General features: G+C 72.0%; 13 protein-coding genes. 5 read left to right on the top strand and 8 right to left on the bottom strand.

The window, feature by feature from the left end; genetic code table 11:
* Positions 1-48: 48 nt before the first annotated feature.
* A complete protein-coding gene (locus tag EJF31_RS09920) occupies positions 49-660 on the top strand; it encodes an ACT domain-containing protein (protein ID WP_125036897.1) in 612 nt (203 codons plus the stop codon).
* 22 nt (positions 661-682) lie between these two features.
* Here the strand turns inward: EJF31_RS09920 and EJF31_RS09915 are convergent, their stop codons facing one another.
* On the bottom strand, positions 683-1,120 hold the full coding sequence (locus tag EJF31_RS09915; RefSeq protein ID WP_185736186.1) for a nitroreductase family deazaflavin-dependent oxidoreductase: 438 nt from the start codon (positions 1,118-1,120) through the stop codon (positions 683-685).
* Positions 1,121-1,175: 55 nt separating this feature from the next.
* On the opposite strand from EJF31_RS09915, the gene EJF31_RS09910 reads away from it, so the two are divergent.
* The 3 genes from EJF31_RS09910 to EJF31_RS09900 are packed head-to-tail and all read left to right on the top strand — an operon-like array spanning position 1,176 to position 3,319.
* Entirely contained in the window at positions 1,176-2,093 is a 918-nt protein-coding gene (locus EJF31_RS09910; RefSeq protein WP_125036895.1) for a 1,4-dihydroxy-2-naphthoyl-CoA synthase, read from the top strand.
* A 15-nt stretch (positions 2,094-2,108) separates the two neighbouring features.
* Positions 2,109-2,633, top strand: coding sequence for a DUF4333 domain-containing protein (locus EJF31_RS09905; protein WP_125036894.1), 525 nt, complete (start codon positions 2,109-2,111; stop codon positions 2,631-2,633).
* Positions 2,630-3,319 carry an NAD-dependent deacylase gene (locus tag EJF31_RS09900; protein ID WP_125037725.1) on the top strand — a complete coding sequence of 230 codons (690 nt, stop codon included), beginning with the start codon at positions 2,630-2,632 and terminating at the stop codon, positions 3,317-3,319. The genes EJF31_RS09905 and EJF31_RS09900 overlap by 4 nt, the downstream gene beginning before the upstream one ends.
* A 73-nt stretch (positions 3,320-3,392) precedes the next feature.
* On the opposite strand, the gene EJF31_RS09895 is transcribed toward EJF31_RS09900, so the two are convergent.
* Complete coding sequence (locus tag EJF31_RS09895; RefSeq protein ID WP_125036893.1) at positions 3,393-4,151, bottom strand: TetR/AcrR family transcriptional regulator; 759 nt, start codon at positions 4,149-4,151, stop codon at positions 3,393-3,395.
* Positions 4,152-4,254: 103 nt separating this feature from the next.
* Between EJF31_RS09895 and EJF31_RS09890 the strand changes: the two genes are divergently transcribed.
* Entirely contained in the window at positions 4,255-6,453 is a 2,199-nt protein-coding gene (locus tag EJF31_RS09890) for an MMPL family transporter (protein WP_125036892.1), read from the top strand.
* Here the strand turns inward: EJF31_RS09890 and EJF31_RS09885 are convergent.
* Genes EJF31_RS09885 through glgX form a run of 6 tightly spaced genes read right to left on the bottom strand, consistent with a single transcriptional unit; the run spans position 6,428 to position 15,885 of the window.
* Positions 6,428-6,859 carry a hypothetical protein gene (locus tag EJF31_RS09885; RefSeq protein WP_125036891.1) on the bottom strand — a complete coding sequence of 144 codons (432 nt, stop codon included), beginning with the start codon at positions 6,857-6,859 and terminating at the stop codon, positions 6,428-6,430. The genes EJF31_RS09890 and EJF31_RS09885 overlap by 26 nt on opposite strands.
* A complete protein-coding gene (locus tag EJF31_RS09880; RefSeq protein ID WP_125036890.1) occupies positions 6,856-8,031 on the bottom strand; it encodes a hypothetical protein in 1,176 nt (391 codons plus the stop codon). The genes EJF31_RS09885 and EJF31_RS09880 overlap by 4 nt, the downstream gene beginning before the upstream one ends.
* 49 nt (positions 8,032-8,080) lie before the next feature.
* Entirely contained in the window at positions 8,081-9,640 is a 1,560-nt protein-coding gene (locus EJF31_RS09875; RefSeq protein ID WP_125036889.1) for an FAD-binding oxidoreductase, read from the bottom strand.
* Between the two features lie 7 nt (positions 9,641-9,647).
* Positions 9,648-11,390, bottom strand: coding sequence for a malto-oligosyltrehalose trehalohydrolase (gene treZ / locus EJF31_RS09870; RefSeq protein ID WP_125036888.1), 1,743 nt, complete (start codon positions 11,388-11,390; stop codon positions 9,648-9,650).
* The gene (gene treY, locus EJF31_RS09865; RefSeq protein WP_125036887.1) at positions 11,387-13,675 is read right to left on the bottom strand and encodes a malto-oligosyltrehalose synthase; all 2,289 of its coding nucleotides are present in this window, start codon (positions 13,673-13,675) and stop codon (positions 11,387-11,389) included. Before treY ends, treZ begins: the two co-directional genes overlap by 4 nt.
* 20 nt (positions 13,676-13,695) lie before the next feature.
* Positions 13,696-15,885 carry a glycogen debranching protein GlgX gene (gene glgX / locus EJF31_RS09860; RefSeq protein WP_220481417.1) on the bottom strand — a complete coding sequence of 730 codons (2,190 nt, stop codon included), beginning with the start codon at positions 15,883-15,885 and terminating at the stop codon, positions 13,696-13,698.
* Positions 15,886-16,014: the final 129 nt, after the last annotated feature.

Below are 16,014 nucleotides of genomic sequence, written 5' to 3'. Positions count from 1 at the left end.
CGGCAATCTGGGACGGCTAGGGTCGAGCCAACCGATCTTGGAGTAGACATGCCGTTCCTGCTGCGCGTGGAGCTTCCCGACGTCCCCGGGTCCCTGGGACGGGTGGCGAGCGCCATCGGTGAGGCCGGGGGCGACATCGAGGCCATCGAGATCGTCGAGAAGCGCCACGACGAGGGCACGGCCGTCGACGACGTGCTGCTCGAGATCGCGCCCGGGTCGATGCCCGACTCGATCGTGTCGGTCTGCAACGCCCTCGACGGCGTGCAGGTGCTGTGGATCAGCCGGTACGCCGCCGGCGGCAACCTCTTCCTCGACCTCGAGGCCGTGGAGGAGCTGACCACCGATCCGGCCGCCGCCCTCGACCGGCTCGTCGGCCTGCTGCCCGTGACCTTCCGGGCCGACTGGGCCGCCCGCGTCCACCGCGGCGGCAAGGTGCTCGGCCGCACCGAGGCCGCTCCCGAGGACCTCGACTTCGTCGACGTCGACGGCGCCGAGCGGATCAACCTCGAGGACGAGGTCAACATCTACTGCGGCGCCCGGCTCGACCAGGACGAGGTCGTGGTCATCGGTCGCCGCGGCGGCCCGGAGTTCCTCGACTCGGAGCTCGCACGCCTGGCCCACCTGGTCGGGCTCGCGGCCTCGATCGCCCGCAACGCCTGACGCGTCCGGGAGCCGCCGACCGTCAGTCGGTGCGCTCGAGCAGGAAGACCGGGATCTCGCGGTCGGTCTTCTTCTGGTACTCCCCGTAGGTCGGCCAGGTCGCCACGGCGTACTCCCACCAGTCGGCGCGCTCGTCACCTTCGACGATCCGGGCCTTGTAGGTGTGCTTCTCGGCGCCGTCCTGGAGGTCGACCTCCGGGTTGGCCAGGAAGTTGAAGTACCACTCCGGGTGCTCCGGCGCGCCGCCCTTCGACGCGATCGCGACGTAGGTGCCGTCGCGCTCCACGCGCATGACGGGGTTCTTGCGCAGGTTGCCGGACTTCGCGCCGACCGAGGTGATCACGACGACGGGGTAGCCGCCGAGGAAGCGGCCCTTCTCACCGTCGGTCGCCTCGTACTCGGCCACGTTGTCGCGGACCCACTCGGTCTTGCTGGGGACATAGGTGCCTGTCAGTGCCATGCCTCCCACAACACCATGTGTGAGACGGGGATTCCACGGGCACTAGGTTCTCCCCATGAGTGCGATCGACGGAGTCTCCGAGATCTTCGATGCCGACGCGTGGGACGTCGTGCCGGGGTTCGAGGACCTGACCGACCTGACCTACCACCGCGCCAAGGCGCACGGGACGGTCCGGATCGCCTTCGACCGCCCCGACATCCTCAACGCCTTCCGGCCGCACACGGTCGACGAGCTGCTCCGCGTCCTCGAGCACGCGCGCATCTCCAGCGACGTCGGCTGCGTGCTGCTGACCGGCAACGGCCCGAGCGACAAGAACGGCAAGTGGGCGTTCTGCACCGGCGGAGACCAGCGGATCCGCGGCCGCGCCGGCTATCAGTACGCCGAGGGTGAGACTGCCGACACCGTCGACAAGGCCAAGCTCGGCCGGCTGCACATCCTGGAGTGCCAGCGGCTGATCCGCTTCATGCCCAAGGTCGTGATCTGCCTGGTCAACGGCTGGGCGGCCGGCGGTGGCCACAGCCTGCACGTCGTGTGCGACCTGACGCTGGCCAGCCGCGAGCACGCGCGGTTCAAGCAGACCGACGCCGATGTGGGCTCCTTCGACGGCGGCTTCGGGTCGGCGTACCTCGCCCGCCAGGTGGGGCAGAAGTTCGCACGCGAGATCTTCTTCCTCGGCGACGAGTACTCCGCCGAGGACGCCTTCCGGATGGGCGCGGTCAACAAGGTGGTCGACCACGCCGACCTCGAGCGCGAGGCGCTGGAGTGGGGCCGCAAGATCAACGGAAAGTCCCCGACCGCCCAGCGGATGCTGAAGTATTCGTTCAACCTGATCGACGACGGGCTGGTGGGGCAGCAGCTCTTCGCGGGTGAGACCACCCGGCTCGCCTACATGACCGACGAGGCCACCGAGGGACGCGACCAGTTCCTCGAGAAGCGCGAGCCCGACTGGTCCCCGTTCCCCTGGTACTACTAAGGAGCCGTTCGCCCCATGAAGATCCCCGCCCTGAGGCTGGCCGCCGTGACCGTCTGCCTCCTCGCCGCCACCGCCTGCAACGCCGACGTCTCGGTCGGGGGCACCAAGCCGATCTCCCAGGCGGACCTGGAGAAGCAGCTCACCTCCATGTACACCCCGGACGACCCGACGGCCACCATCTCCACCACCTGCGACGGCGACCTGGACTCGAAGGTCGACGCCACCCAGAACTGCCACCTCGACGTGGGCAAGGAGAAGGCTGACGTACGCGTCACCGTCACCGCGATCGACGGGGGTGAGGCGAAGTTCGACGTGCTGTCCTACGTGCCTGCCGAGACGGTCGCGGCGACCGTCCAGAAGTCGCTGACCGACCAGGGCTACCAGGTCGACTCGATCGCCTGCGACGACGAGCTGATCGGCAAGGTGGGCGAGAAGACCACGTGCACGGCGAAGCCGGCCGACGGCGACGGCAAGATCGAGGCCACGGTGTCCAGCGTCGACGGGCTGATGGTCAACTTCGACTACAAGGTCGTCAGCTGAGAATCGTCGTCCTGACCGGTGCCGGCATCTCCGCCGAGAGCGGGGTGCCGACCTTCCGCGACGCCGACGGGCTGTGGGAGGGGCATCGGGTCGAGGACGTCGCGACGCCCGAGGCCTACGACCACCAGCCGATGGTGGTCCAGCGGTTCTACGACGCACGCCGGGCCGCCCTGGCCGCCGTCGAGCCCAACCTCGCGCACACCGCGCTCGCCCGGCTCGAGGGGCACCTCGGCGACGACTTCCTGCTCGTCACCCAGAACATCGACGACCTGCACGAGCGGGCCGGCTCCACCCGCGTGACCCACATGCACGGCGAGCTCCTGTCCGCGCTGTGCCGGGCGTGCGGCGGGCGCAGCCCGTGGACCGACGACCTCGCCGACCTGCCCCCGTGCCCGCGCTGCGGCGTCACCGAGCTGCGGCCCGACGTGGTCTGGTTCGGCGAGATCCCCTACGCCATGGACCAGATCCAGGTGGCCCTCGCCTCCGCCGACCTGTTCGTCTCGATCGGCACCTCCGGCGCCGTCTACCCGGCCGCCGGCTTCGTCCAGCTCGCCACGGCGTACGGCGCCCGCACCCTCGAGCTCAACCTGCAGCCCAGCGAGGGCACCCACCACTTCGCCGAGTCCCGCCACGGTCGGGCGGGGGAGCTCGTGCCGGCCTGGGTGGACGAGCTGCTGGGGTCGTAGAAGGGATAGTCCGGCACGTTTCTGTTGTGGAGAACGACCATCAACAACAGAAACGTGCCGGACTATCGCCCCGTCAGGCCGCCAGCCGCTCCCGCAGCAGCGCCTCGAGCCGGCCCCAGTCGTCGGCGAGGGCGACGCGCTGGCAGAAGGCGTGGACGGTGTCGATGAACATCTCGCCGCTGGTGATCACGCGTGGGTCCATGTGGCCGAAGACCTCGAGGGTCACGACGCCGTAGAGCATGGTCCAGCCCTGCATGTAGACCCAGACCAGGCCGCGGTCGGCGGGCGCGATCTTGTCGACCTTGGCCGGGATGAGGGGGTCGCGGACCGCCTCGGCGACGGCGGGGGGCAGCTCGTCGAGGGTGGGGATGGGGAAGCCGTGGTGCTCCCACAGGTCGTGCATCAGGTCAGTGAAGAAGTGGCCGGAGCTGGAGGCGGTGAGCAGCTCGCGGCGCAGGCACGAGGAGTCGGCGACCGGGTTGGCGAAGCACAGCGAGAACTCGCGGGCGTTGACCAGCGCCCACGCCCGGAACTCGACCGCCGCGCAGATCAGGCGGGCGGCCGGGTCGTCCGCGGGCGCCGTGGCCGCCGCGGCGACGAGCCGCTCGGTGGCCGCCTTGTCGATCTCGAAGGCGACCAGGTCGACGAGCTCCTGGTAGCTCGCGACGTAGCGGTAGAGCGCGGGGGCCGTCATCCCCATCCGGCCCGCGACGGCGCGCAGCGACAACTCCGCACCCTCGCCGAGGAGCTCGCGCGACGCGCGCACGATCTCCTCGAACGTCGCCTCGCGCTGGCGTTCGCGGCGGGTGGGTTCCTGCGTGCCTGTGGCCACTGACTGCCTCCTGGTCCCGGCCAGATCCCGGCCCCGAGCGGCGGGATCTTTACTTGACGCGGGAAGTTTACACCGTTTACGGTTTACACCGTTCACTTTCCTGATGTGTGTTCACGAGGAGGCCGCGATGATCGAGCGGTGGGGGGCCTTCGTGGCCCGACGTGCGGTGGCCGTGCTGCTGGCCGGCATCGTCCTGGCGCTGGCCGCGGGGGCCTATGGCCTGGGCGTCTTCGGCTCCCTGTCGCAGGGCGGCTTCGACGACAGCAGCTCGGAGTCGGCGCGCGAGCTCGCCGCCGAGCAGGACGCCTTCGGCAACAAGTCCGTCGACGTGGTCGCGATCTACAGCGACGCCACGCTCACCGCCTCCGACCCGGAGTTCCGAGCCGCGGTGAAACAGGTCGTCGCCGACATCCCGGCCGGCACCACCGCCTCGGTCGTGCCCTACTACGCGGCCCACGACCCGAGCATGGTCAGCGCCGACGGCCACGCCGCCCAGATCGTCATCTCGCTGGCCGGCAGCAGCCAGTCGGACTACCTCGACAACTACGACCGGCTCGAGCCCGCGCTCGAGGCCGACGGCCTCACCACCCACGTGGCCGGCGCCTTCGCGGTCTACGGCGACGTCAACAAGATCACCTCCGAGGACCTCGCCCGCGCCGAGGAGATCTCGCTGCCGGTCGTGGTGGTCCTGGCTCTGCTCATCTTCGGCAGCCTGGTCGCCGCGTCGATGCCGGCCCTCGTCGGCGCGCTCGCCGTGGTCGGCGCGCTCGCGCTGGTCCGCGTGATCACGCTGTTCACCGACGTGTCGATCTTCTCGGTCAACGTCATCTCGCTGCTGGGCATGGGCCTGGCCATCGACTACGCGCTCTTCGTGATCAGCCGCTTCCGCGAGGAGCTCGCCAAGCTCCCGGACGACGACCCCGACGCCGCCGCCACCGCGATCCGCCGCACGATGACCACCGCCGGCCGGACGGTGCTGTTCTCCGGCCTGACCGTCGCCGCGGCCCTCTCGAGTCTGCTGATCTTCCCCCAGAACTTCCTGCGCTCCATGGGGTACGGCGGCATCGCGGCCGTCGTGATCGCCATGCTCGCCGCCCTGACGGTGCTCCCGGCCGTGCTGCGCCTGCTGGGCCGCCGGGTGGACGGCGGACGCCTCCCGTGGCGCCGGCACCGCGCCGTCTCGGTCGGCGACGACCACGGTTGGTGGGCCCGCCTCGCCCACGGCGTGATGCGTCGCCCGGTGCTCGTGATCGTCGCGACGGTCGCGGTGCTGCTCGCGGTCGCCTCGCCCTTCCTCGGCGCGAAGTGGGGCAGCGTCGACTACCGCGTCCTGCCCTCCGACGCCCCGGCCCACGTCGCGGCCACCAAGCTCAACCAGGACTTCGGCCCCGAGATGTCGACCGCCAGCCTGCTGCTGCGGGGGACCACCCGGGCCGACGTGGCGGCGTACGTCGCCGAGGTCGAGGCACTGCCGGGTGTCGCCGGCGTGCACAAGGTCGACCAGCAGGGCGACACCACGCTGCTGCGGGCGGCGTGGCGGGGCAACAGCCAGACCGAGGCGTCGCAGGAGCTGATCCAGCAGGTCCGCGGGATCGACCCCGCCAGCGGCAGCGCCCTCGTCGGGGGCCAGACCGCCAACACCGTCGACCTCGTCGACTCCGTCGGCGCGCACCTGCCGTGGATGGGCCTGATCGTGCTCGTGGTCATGCTGGTGCTGCTGTTCATGGCGTTCGGGTCGCTGGTGCTCCCGGTCAAGGCCGTCGTGATGAACCTCTTCTCGATCACGGCGTCGTTCGGCGTGGTCACCTGGATCTTCCAGGACGGCCACCTCTCCGGGCTGCTGGGCTTCACCTCGATGGGCTTCCTCGACGCGACCAACCCGATCCTGATGCTGGCCATCCTGTTCGGCCTGTCGATGGACTACGAGGTCTTCCTGCTCTCCCGCGTCCGCGAGCAGTACGACCGCACCGGCGACAACGACCTCGCCGTGGCCACCGGCGTGCAGAAGACCGGCCGGATCATCACCAGCGCCGCGCTGCTGCTGGCCGTCGTGATCGGCGCCTTCGGCCTGTCCGGGATCGTCTTCATGAAGATGATCGGCATCGGGATGCTGGTCGCCCTGGTCATCGACGCGACCGTCGTCCGCGCCCTGCTCGTGCCCGCGACCATGAAGCTCCTCGGCCGCTGGAACTGGTGGGCGCCCGCGCCGATGCTGCGCTGGTGGGAGCGCTACGGCTTCCGCGAGACCGAGGAGCCGCGCGAGACCGCGCAGGTCCTCACTCGCGTCGGAGCCGACGGCTGAGCAGCGCGAAGGCCGCCACGGCCAGCGCCACGACGACGGCGGAGACGTAGACGGTCGGCATCTCCAGACCGTCGCCGTGGGCCTCGCTGCTGCGCGAGACGGCAGCGCCGGCGGCCAGGACGAGCAGGCCGGCGCCGAGACCGCACCACGCGGCGTACCTCCCGGCCACGTCGGCGGCCACCCGCCCGGCCAGTGCCAGTCCGGCGAGGAGCACGGCGTACGGCGACGCGTCGTCGAGCCAGGCCGGCAGGTTGGCCCACTGCTCGACGCCCGCGAACACCACGGCCAGCAGCCCCCCGCTGATAGTGAGCCCGAAGGCCGCCGCGGTGCCGGTCAGGACGGCGCTCACGGTCCGGATCCGTCGGGGCGGGCGGACGGGGGTGTCCACCGGGGTGTCGGCCGTCATCGGAACGCTCCCATCTGCTCGAAGAAGAAATCGAGGTAGCCCGCGGTCAGGCGCTGGGTCTCCTCGAAGTGCGCGATCGTGCTCTCGTAGTCGGCCGCGTCGGCCGGGTCGCCCGGGGGCGGGTGCGCGGTGTTGATCTGGAGGCCGGCCGCCCGGTGCGCACACTCGTCGACCCAGCCGCGCGTGTGCGAGCTCGACCACTCGTCGCCGCCGTGGCCCGTGTGCAGGCGGAAGTCGGTGCGGTAGATCCCGCCCGACGTGACGGCGTGCTCGGCCTGCCGGGGCACGACCCACTCCTCGTAGGCCCGGTGGTTGGGGACGAACGGCGACGCGTGCGGCGGCGCGCAGGCGTCGTCCACGAGGTGGGCGGCCGCGCCGAGGTGGTACATCGCCGTGGACCGGTCGCCGTGCCGCCAGGCCTGCACCGCCTCGGCGAACTGCTCCTCGGCCCAGGTCGCCGCGGACGGTCCGGAGATCGTGCCCTTGCCCGAGTGGGTCCACCAGTTGAAGAAGTGGTCGGGCATCTGGCTCGCCTTGTTCTTGCCGTCGGCGTCGACCGAACCGAGCTGGGCCCGCCACAGGTAGGACTCGCGGTGGGTGGTCGGCGAGCCGTCGGCGTTGCGGGCGTACGGCGCTGCCGGGTCGGCCGAGGACAGGAAGTCGGCCTCCGCGACGCGGCCGTCGTTGCGCAGGATCGTGACGGCCTGCTGCAGCAGGAAGGCGTGCGTGTCCACCTCGACCACGACCCCGTTGCCCGCCCGGAGCTGGGCGGCCGTGGCGCGCCGCGGCTCGTCGGCCGACCAGGCGCCGGCGCCGGCCACGGTGGCGACCTGCGCGACGACCGCGACCCCGAGCAAGGCGGGGACGGACGCCGATGTCGCGAGGGCACCGAGCCCCCAGGCGGCGACGGCCAGCGGGTCGATCGGCACCACCAGCAGGATGCCGAGGGCCAGCGCTGCCGCCGCTCCGGCGAGCACGTCGCGGACCAGGCGGGCGGGGGGACCGACCGGGTGCAGCGACGCACCGGTGGCCGACGCGGCGGCGCCGACGAGCGCCAGGGCGAGGGTGGAGAGCGGCGCGGCCGGCACGGTCGACACGACCACGAGCAGCGCCGCGGTGGCCAGCCCGACCTCGGCCGACACCGCGACGGGCACCCGGGTCCACGACGTCACGCCGCCGAGTCTCCCCGGAACCGCGGCGTGCTGCCAGCGACCCGCTCGGTCAGTAGTCCTGCGGCTGGGTGAAGAACCGGTCCGGGTCATAGGTCTCGCGCACGGATCGGAGGCGTCCGGCGTTGGCGCCGAAGTACGCCGTCGCCGGGTCCTCGATCGTCGCGTCGGCGTAGTTCACGTAGGCGTGCTGCCCCCACCAGCGCGACATCGTCGACCGGAAGCCGCGCACGTAGTCGTCGGCGGACGCCCCGGGACCCTGCGCGTACGTCGCGGTGTACTGCACGGTCGCCAGCGCCTCGCGGTGCACGAAGGCCGTCGCGTCGGGTGCGAGGTCGCGGACCCGGCCGCCGAGGGCGTCGATCGAGATGCCGGCCTCCAGCAGCCCGGTCGCGGCGGCGTCCTCGACCCGTCCGACGAGCGCCGCGACGCCCGCGTCGGGGAGCGGACCGTAGGCCACGTGGGACGTCGCCCCGAACGCCTCCCGGGTCAGGCCGCCACCCGGCGCGGTGGTGCAGCGCTCGATCGGGAGGTCGGTGCAGCCGGCGTAGGCCAGCATCGCGTCGCGGTAGGTCCGCCGGTGGTCCACGCGTACGCCGGGAGCGGGGACGTGGTCGAGGAGGCCGGCGAGCTGCGCGGTGAAGGCGTCGGCCGGCCCGGTCCAGGTGGCCGAGACCAGCAGCACGGGGCCGTCGGGGTGCTTCGTCCCGCCCAGTGCCTTGGTCGTCGACCACAGCCGCGGGTCGGCCCCGGGCGCCCACGCCTGCCAGGCCGGCAGCACGTCCGGGGCGGCCGAGAGCGGCCACTGCAGGAAGGCCGAGCCGACCTCGGGCGTCGCCGAGGTGCGCATCTCGAAGGACGTGACGACGCCGAGGTGTCCGCCGCCCCCGCCGCGCAGCGCCCAGAACAGGTCCGGGTCGTCGTCCGCGGTGACCCGGCGGATGCGCCCGTCGGCCGTGACCACCTCCATCGCGGTGACCGCGTCGCAGGTCAGGCCCAGGTCGCGCGTGAGGACCCCGACCCCGCCGCCGAGGGTCAGCCCCGCGATGCCGACCGTGGCGCAGGAGCCGCCGGCGATCGCGCGGCCGCGGCGGCCGAGGGTGTCGTAGACCGGGGCGAGCGCGGCGCCCGCGCCGATGGAGGCGGTGCCGTCGGCGGCCAGGTCGACGGTCGAGAGCGCACGGCAGTCGAGCACGAGCGCTCGCGGAGAGCCGCCGCCGGACCAGCCGGGGTAGCTGTGGCCGCCGGACCGGATCGCCACCGGCAGCCCGCGCTCCCGCGCGAACCCGATCGCGGTCGCCACGTCGCGCGCCGAGGCCACGGTCAGCACGGCGAGCGGCCGCTGGTCGTCGAAGCGCGGGTTCTGCAGCAGCCGCGCCACGTCGTACGCCGGCTCCCGCGGCAGCAGCAGCCGGCCCTCGACCGAGCGGGCCAGCCGCGCCCAGGTCGGCGGCGTGGGGGCCGGCGTGGTGCTGGGGGTCGTGGTCGGCGTGGGTGACGGGGACGTGCCGGGTGACTCGCTCCGGCACGAGGTGACCAGTCCGGCGGCACCGGCGGCACCGGCGGCGAGCACGCCGCGGCGGGTCCACGCCGCACCGCCGGAGGAGGTCACCCGATGATCATGGCGCGCCGACCAAGGCGCCGGCGTGCGGCGCGAGCGAGAGGACCGCGTCGGCCAGCGTCACGCCCGGTCCGGTGGCGAAGAGCAGGGTGTCGTCGAGCCCGACCTCGACCGTGACGGGTGCGTCGGCGAAGTTGACCACCATCGTGCTGGGGCCGCGTCGCATCGTGAACAGGTGCAGCACCTCGTCGGCGCTGCACCGGACCGACCCGAACGCCGGGTCGGTCAGCTCGGGCCTGGTCCGGCGTAGCTCGGCGAGCCGGCGGTAGGCCGCCAGCAGGTGGCTGCCGCGCGGCCCGTCGACCTCGGACCAGTCCAGCCGCGACCGCTCGAACGTGGCCGGGTCCTGCGGGTCGGGCACGACGGCCGGGTCCCAGCCCATCCGCTCGAACTCCGTGATCCGTCCCTCGGCGGTCGCCCGGCCGAGCTCCGGCTCGGGGTGGGAGGTGAAGAACTGGAACGGCGCGGACGCGCCCCACTCCTCGCCCTGGAAGAGCATCGGCGTGAAGGGGCCGGCGAGGGTCAGCAGGGCGGCGCAGCCGAGCTGGTGGTCGTCGAGCGTCGCGGTGATCCGGTCGCCGACCGCCCGGTTGCCGATCTGGTCGTGGTTCTGGCTGCACACCACCAGACGCCAGGTCGGCATCGCCACCGTGTCGATCGGAACGCCGTGGGCGCGACCGCGGAAGGAGGACCAGGTCCCGTCGTGGAAAAAGCCCCGCTCGCAGACCTTGGCCAGGGCGGCGAGCGGCTCGAAGTCGGCGTAGTAGCCGTCGGTCTCCCCGGTCAGCGCCACGTGCACGGCGTGGTGGAAGTCGTCGCTCCACTGCGCGTCGAGGCCGTAGCCGCGCGCCTCGCGGGGGGTGACCAGCAGCGGGTCGTTGAGGTCGGACTCCGCGATCAGGGTCAACGGCCGGCGCTGGTGCGCTGACAGGGCCGCAACCTCGACCGCCATCTCCTCGAGCAGGTGGACCGGCGAGGCGTCGGCCAGCGCGTGCACCGCGTCGAGCCGCAGCCCGTCCACGTGGAAGTCGGACAGCCACATCGCCACGTTGTCGAGGATGAGGCGACGCACCTCGGCGGAGTCCTCGCCGTCGAGGTTGACCAGGTCGCCCCACGTGTTGGCGCCGGCCTTGAGGTAGGGCGCGAACAGCGGCAGGTAGTTGCCCGACGGCCCGAGGTGGTTGTAGACGACGTCCTGGATCACGCCGATCCCGGCGGCGTGGCAGCCGTCGACGAAGCGCTGGTAGCCGTCCGGGCCGCCGTAGCCCTCGTGGACGGCGAACCAGCCGACCCCGTCGTAGCCCCAGTTGTGACTGCCGTTGAAGGCGTTGACGGGCATCAGCTCGACGAAGTCCACGCCGATCGAGCGCAGGTGGTCGAGCCGGGTCAGGGCGGCGTCGAAGGTGCCCTCGGGGGTGAACGTCCCGACGTGCAGCTCGTAGATCACCGACCCCGCCAGCTGGCGTCCGGTCCAGTCGCCGTCGGTCCAGGTGAACGCCCCGGCGTCGTGGGTTCGCGAGCGCTCGTGGACGCCCGCCGGCTGACGCCGCGACCGCGGATCGGGTCGGGGCGTGTCCTCCTCGTCGATCAGGTAGCCGTAGTCGACCTCCCCCTCCGGCACCGGGCCGACCGGTGTCCACCAGTCATCGGAACCACGTGCCATCTCGACGATCGCATCGCCCACCGACAGTCGCAGGCGGGTCGGTCGGGTCGCCCAGATGTCGAAGCGGCCGCGGGTCATGCGTCCTCCCGGACGAGCAGGGCGACCGGGTGGGTCGCCAGGATGTCGTCGAGCCGGTCCGAGACGGTCCGGCCGGTGAGCACGTCGGTCCAGGCGCCGTCGGGCAGGTCCAGCGTGGTCGAGTCCCAGCCGCCGCGCTCGGCGAGCCCGACCGGCAGCCGGGTCGCCACCGTGATCGCCCCGCCCCGGTCGAAGGCCAGGACGTGGTCGGCGGCCGGCCCGGTCGCCGCGATCCCGGCGTACGACGTGAACAGCTCGGGCCGGTCGCGCCGCAGCACGAGCGCCCGGTGGGTGACCAGCAGCTTGGCGAGCCCGTCGTCGTCGACGGAGTCGGTGAGCCGTCCCGACGATGCTCGAGCGAGCGCCGAGGCCCGCAGATCGAAGTCGACCGGCCGCCGGTTGTCGGGGTCGACCAGGCTCTGCTCCCAGAGCTCGGAGCCCTGGTAGACGTCGGGCACGCCGGGCATGGTGATCGACACCAGCTTGGCCGCGAGCGCGTTGCTCCAGCCCGGCCACGCGAGCAGCTCGACCAGCTCGGCGAGGACGGCCGCCACCTCCGGCGAGTCGAAGGCCGCGTCGACCGCCGCGTGCACGGCCGCCTCGTAGTCGGCATCGGGCTCGGTCCAGGTGGTCCGGTCGCCGGCCTCGCGCATCGCCTTCTCGGCGTACGCGTGGAGTCGCGAGCGGTAGTCCGGGTGCGGCGACGCGGGCCACGCGCCCACGATCGCCTGCCACAGCAGCGAGCCGAAGCCGGGATCGGGCAGCGGCACCAGCCCCAGCAGCCGGTCGAGCGCGGTGGCCCACTCCTCGGGCAGCTCGGCCAGCGCGGTGATCCGGGCGCGGACGTCCTCGCCGCGCTTGGTGTCGTGGGTCGACAGCGTGGTCATCGCGGCCGGCCATGAGGCCTGCCGCTCGACCATCGCCGCGTGGAAGCCGTCGACGTCGAGGGCGAAGACGCTCGGGTCGCCGCCGACCTCGTTGAGCGACGTCAGCCGCGACCAGCGGTAGAACGCGCAGTCCTCGACGCCCTTGGCCATCACCATCCCGCTGGTCTGCTGGAAGCGCTTGGCCGCGGCCAGGTCGGGGTCGGACAGCCACGGGAGCAGCACGTCGAACGTCTCGTCCAGGTCGGGGCGGTGCGAGCGGGCGAGCGTGAACGCCTCGTCGAGGTGGTGGCGCCCCTCGGGGAGGTAGGAGCGGTAGACCGGGAAGCAGGCGAGCAGCTCGCCGACCGCGTCCTCGGCCCGGTGGGCCGGGACGAGCGGGAGGTGCCGGCGCAGGTCGCGGACGATCCGCTTCACCTCGGAGTGCAGGATCCCGTCGGCCACCTCGCGCTTGGTCGCGTGGATCATCGCGTGCCAGTCGACGGCGCCACCGCGCAGTCGCGTCTCCAGCGCGTCGAGCGGCGCCTCGCCGGACGGGTCGGTGAGCACCCGGTCGACGTGCGCGAGGGCGTCGTACCCGGTGGTGCCGGCGGTCGCCCACGAGGCCGGCAGGGCCTCGCCCGGCTCGAGGATCTTCTCGACCAGGACGTAGGCGCCGCCGGTGAGCTCGGCCAGGTCGTCGAGGTAACCCTGCGGGTCGCGCAGCCCGTCGGGGTGGTCGACGCGCAGCCCGTCGACGAGCCCCTCGTCGAACCAGCGCCGGATCTCGCGGTGCGTCTCCTCGAAGACGGCCGGGTCCTCGACGCGCACGGCGGCCAGGGTGTTGACGGCGAAGAACCGGCGGTAGTTGAGGTTGTCGTCGGCCTCGTGCCAGTTGACGAGGCGGTAGTGCTGCTCGTCGTGCGTGGTCGTGCCGGGCGCGAGCGGGAAGCGCTGGTCGTGGTACCTGACCTCGCCGTCCGCCACGACGATCGCGTCCTCGTCACCGTCGCCGACGACCGGGATCTGGATCTTCCCGTCGCCGACCGTCCAGTCGATGTCGAAGGCCGAGGCGTGCTCGGAGTCCTGGCCGTGCTGGAGCAGGTCCCACCACCAGGCGTCGGCAGCCGGGGTCGCGACGCCGACGTGGTTGGGCACGATGTCGACGAGCACGCCCATGCCGAGCTCGCGCGCCGCCGCCGACAGGGCCGCGAGCCCCTCGGCCCCGCCGCGCGACTCGTCGATGTGGTCGTGGGCGACCACGTCGTAGCCGTGCTGGCTCCCGGGCTCGGCGGCCAGCAGCGGCGACAGGTAGACCCAGTCGGCCCCCAGGTCGCGCAGGTAGGGCAACCGGGAGGCCGCCGCAAACAGGTCGAAGTCGGCCGTGATCTGGAGTCGGTAGGTGCTCGTCGGTGTCCGCATGCGCTCCCCGTACGTCGCTCTCAGGTCCGGGTGGCCATCGACGCGACCGAGGCCGCGACGGAGTGGTCGGGCGTGGACTCGGGCTCGCCGTGCTCGCGGAGCACCACGAGGCTGCGCGAGTCCATGGTGAGCGTCGTCCCCGCCACGTGGGTGTCCCCGTCGGCCGAGCCGCCGGTGTCGATCACGACGTCCCACGCCGCGGCGTACTCGTCGGGCGGCAGGGTCACCTGGGCCGGGCCGTCGGCGTTGAAGTAGAGCAGGAAGTGGTCGTCGGTGATGGCGCCGCCGCGGGCGTCCTTGCCCTTGATGCCGTGACCGTTGAGGTACATCCCGATCGCCTGCGTGCCGGACTCCCAGTCGCCGTCCTCCATCGGGCGGCCGTCGAGGTGCAGCCAGACGATGTCGTTGAGGCGGTCGCCCTCCTCGCCGACGGCGCGCACGGTGCTGCCGGTGAAGAAGCGCTTGCGACGGAAGGTCGGGTGCTCCTTGCGCAGGCGCAGCACCGCCGAGGTGAACTCCATCAGCGGCTTGTCGACCTGGTCCCAGTGCACCCAGCTGATCTCGGAGTCCTGGGCGTAGGTGTTGTTGTTGCCCTGCTGCGTGCGGCCCAGCTCGTCGCCGTGCAGGAGCATCGGGACGCCCTGGGAGAGCAGGAGGGTGGCCAGGAAGTTGCGCTGCTCGCGGGCCCGCGCCGCCAGGATCTCCGGGTCGTCGGTCGGTCCCTCGACGCCGTGGTTCCACGAGCGGTTGTGGCTCTCGCCGTCGTTGCTGTCCTCGCCGTTGGCCTCGTTGTGCTTCTCGTTGTAGGACACGAGGTCGCGCAGCGTGAAGCCGTCGTGGGCGGTCACGAAGTTGATGCTCGCGACCGGGCGGCGGCCGCTGTGCTCGTAGAGGTCGGACGACCCGGCGATGCGCGAGGCGAACTCGCCCAGCGACGGCTCGCCGCGCCAGAAGTCGCGCACGGTGTCGCGGTAGGCGCCGTTCCACTCGGTCCACTGCGGCGGGAAGTTGCCGACCTGGTAGCCGCCGGGGCCGATGTCCCACGGCTCGGCGATCAGCTTCACCTGGGAGACGACCGGGTCCTGCTGCACGAGCTCGAAGAAGGTCGCGAGCCGGTCGACGTCGTAGAACTCCCGCGCCAGCGTGGCCGCGAGGTCGAACCGGAAGCCGTCGACGTGCATCTCGGTGACCCAGTAGCGCAGCGAGTCCATCAGCAGCTGGAGGGAGTGCGGGTGGCGGACGTTGAGGGAGTTCCCGGTGCCGGTGTAGTCGGTGTAGTAGCGGAGGTCGTCCTCCTCCAGCCGGTAGTAGGCGCCGTTGTCGATGCCCTTGAAGCTCAGGGTCGGGCCGAGGTGGTTGCCCTCCGCGGTGTGGTTGTAGACCACGTCGAGGATCACCTCGATGCCGGCGGCGTGCATCGACTTCACCAGCGACTTGAACTCCTGGACCTGCTGGCCCAGCGCCTGCTCGTCCCGCGCGGTCGCGGCGTAGTCGGCGTGCGGCGCGAAGAAGCCGAGGGTGTTGTAGCCCCAGTAGTTGCGCAGCCCCTTGTCCAGCAGCGTGCTGTCCTGGACGAACTGGTGCACCGGCATCAGCTCGATGGCGGTGACGCCGAGCTTGGTCAGGTGCGAGGTGATCGCGGGGTGCGCGAGGCCGGCGTACGTGCCGCGCAGGTCCTCGGGCACGTCCGGGTGCAGCTGGGTCATCCCCTTGACGTGGGCCTCGTAGATGACCGACTCGTTGTAGGGGATGTCGAGGCGGCGGTCGCCCTCCCAGTCGAAGAACGGGTTGATGACCACGCCGAGCGTCATGTGCGCGGCCGAGTCGTCGTCGTTGCGCGAGTCGGGGTCGCCGAAGTCGTAGCCGAACAGCGACTGGTCCCAGTCGATCTCGCCGGCGGTCGCCTTGGCGTAGGGGTCGAGCAGCAGCTTGTTGGGGTTGCAGCGCATCCCGATGCTCGGGTCGTAGGCCCCGTGCACGCGGTAGCCGTAGCGCTGCCCGGGCCGGATCGACGGCAGGTAGCAGTGCCAGACGAACGCGTCGACCTCGGTCAGCTCGATCCGGGTCTCCTTGAGCTTCTTGCCCCGCCCCTTGTCGAACAGGCACAGCTCGACGCGCTCGGCGGCCTCGCTGAAGATCGCGAAGTTGGTGCCACTCCCGTCGAACGTCGCCCCGAGGGGGTACGCCGCTCCGGGCCAGATCTCCACCATGTCGCCTCCACGCGTTCGCCGACCCCCGGTCGTACGACGCGCCGTGCGGCGGTCGCATTCTCTCGGTACCCGGTGATTGGAACGATCAAACCATACGCCGGAGTGGGCTGAGCCACCCTCGGGGAATGC

Source organism: Nocardioides sp. LS1, assembly GCF_003865225.1.
GTDB classification, from domain to species: Bacteria; Actinomycetota; Actinomycetes; order Propionibacteriales; family Nocardioidaceae; genus Nocardioides; species Nocardioides ginsengisegetis.
Note: the sequence above shows the minus strand (reverse complement) of the source record. Positions and strands in the feature narration are given on the sequence as shown.

Excerpts from the sequence above, each read along its gene's own strand:
- EJF31_RS09920 (WP_125036897.1), top strand. The coding sequence starts at position 49 with ATGCCGTTCCTGCTGCGCGTGGAGCTTCCCGACGTCCCCGGGTCCCTG.
- EJF31_RS09885 (WP_125036891.1), bottom strand. The coding sequence starts at position 6,859 with ATGACGGCCGACACCCCGGTGGACACCCCCGTCCGCCCGCCCCGACGG.
- glgX (WP_220481417.1), bottom strand. The coding sequence starts at position 15,885 with ATGGTGGAGATCTGGCCCGGAGCGGCGTACCCCCTCGGGGCGACGTTC.
- EJF31_RS09890 (WP_125036892.1), top strand. The coding sequence starts at position 4,255 with ATGTGTGTTCACGAGGAGGCCGCGATGATCGAGCGGTGGGGGGCCTTC.
- treZ (WP_125036888.1), bottom strand. The coding sequence starts at position 11,390 with ATGACCCGCGGCCGCTTCGACATCTGGGCGACCCGACCGACCCGCCTG.
- EJF31_RS09915 (WP_185736186.1), bottom strand. The coding sequence starts at position 1,120 with ATGGCACTGACAGGCACCTATGTCCCCAGCAAGACCGAGTGGGTCCGC.
- EJF31_RS09905 (WP_125036894.1), top strand. The coding sequence starts at position 2,109 with ATGAAGATCCCCGCCCTGAGGCTGGCCGCCGTGACCGTCTGCCTCCTC.
- EJF31_RS09910 (WP_125036895.1), top strand. The coding sequence starts at position 1,176 with ATGAGTGCGATCGACGGAGTCTCCGAGATCTTCGATGCCGACGCGTGG.
- treY (WP_125036887.1), bottom strand. The coding sequence starts at position 13,675 with ATGCGGACACCGACGAGCACCTACCGACTCCAGATCACGGCCGACTTC.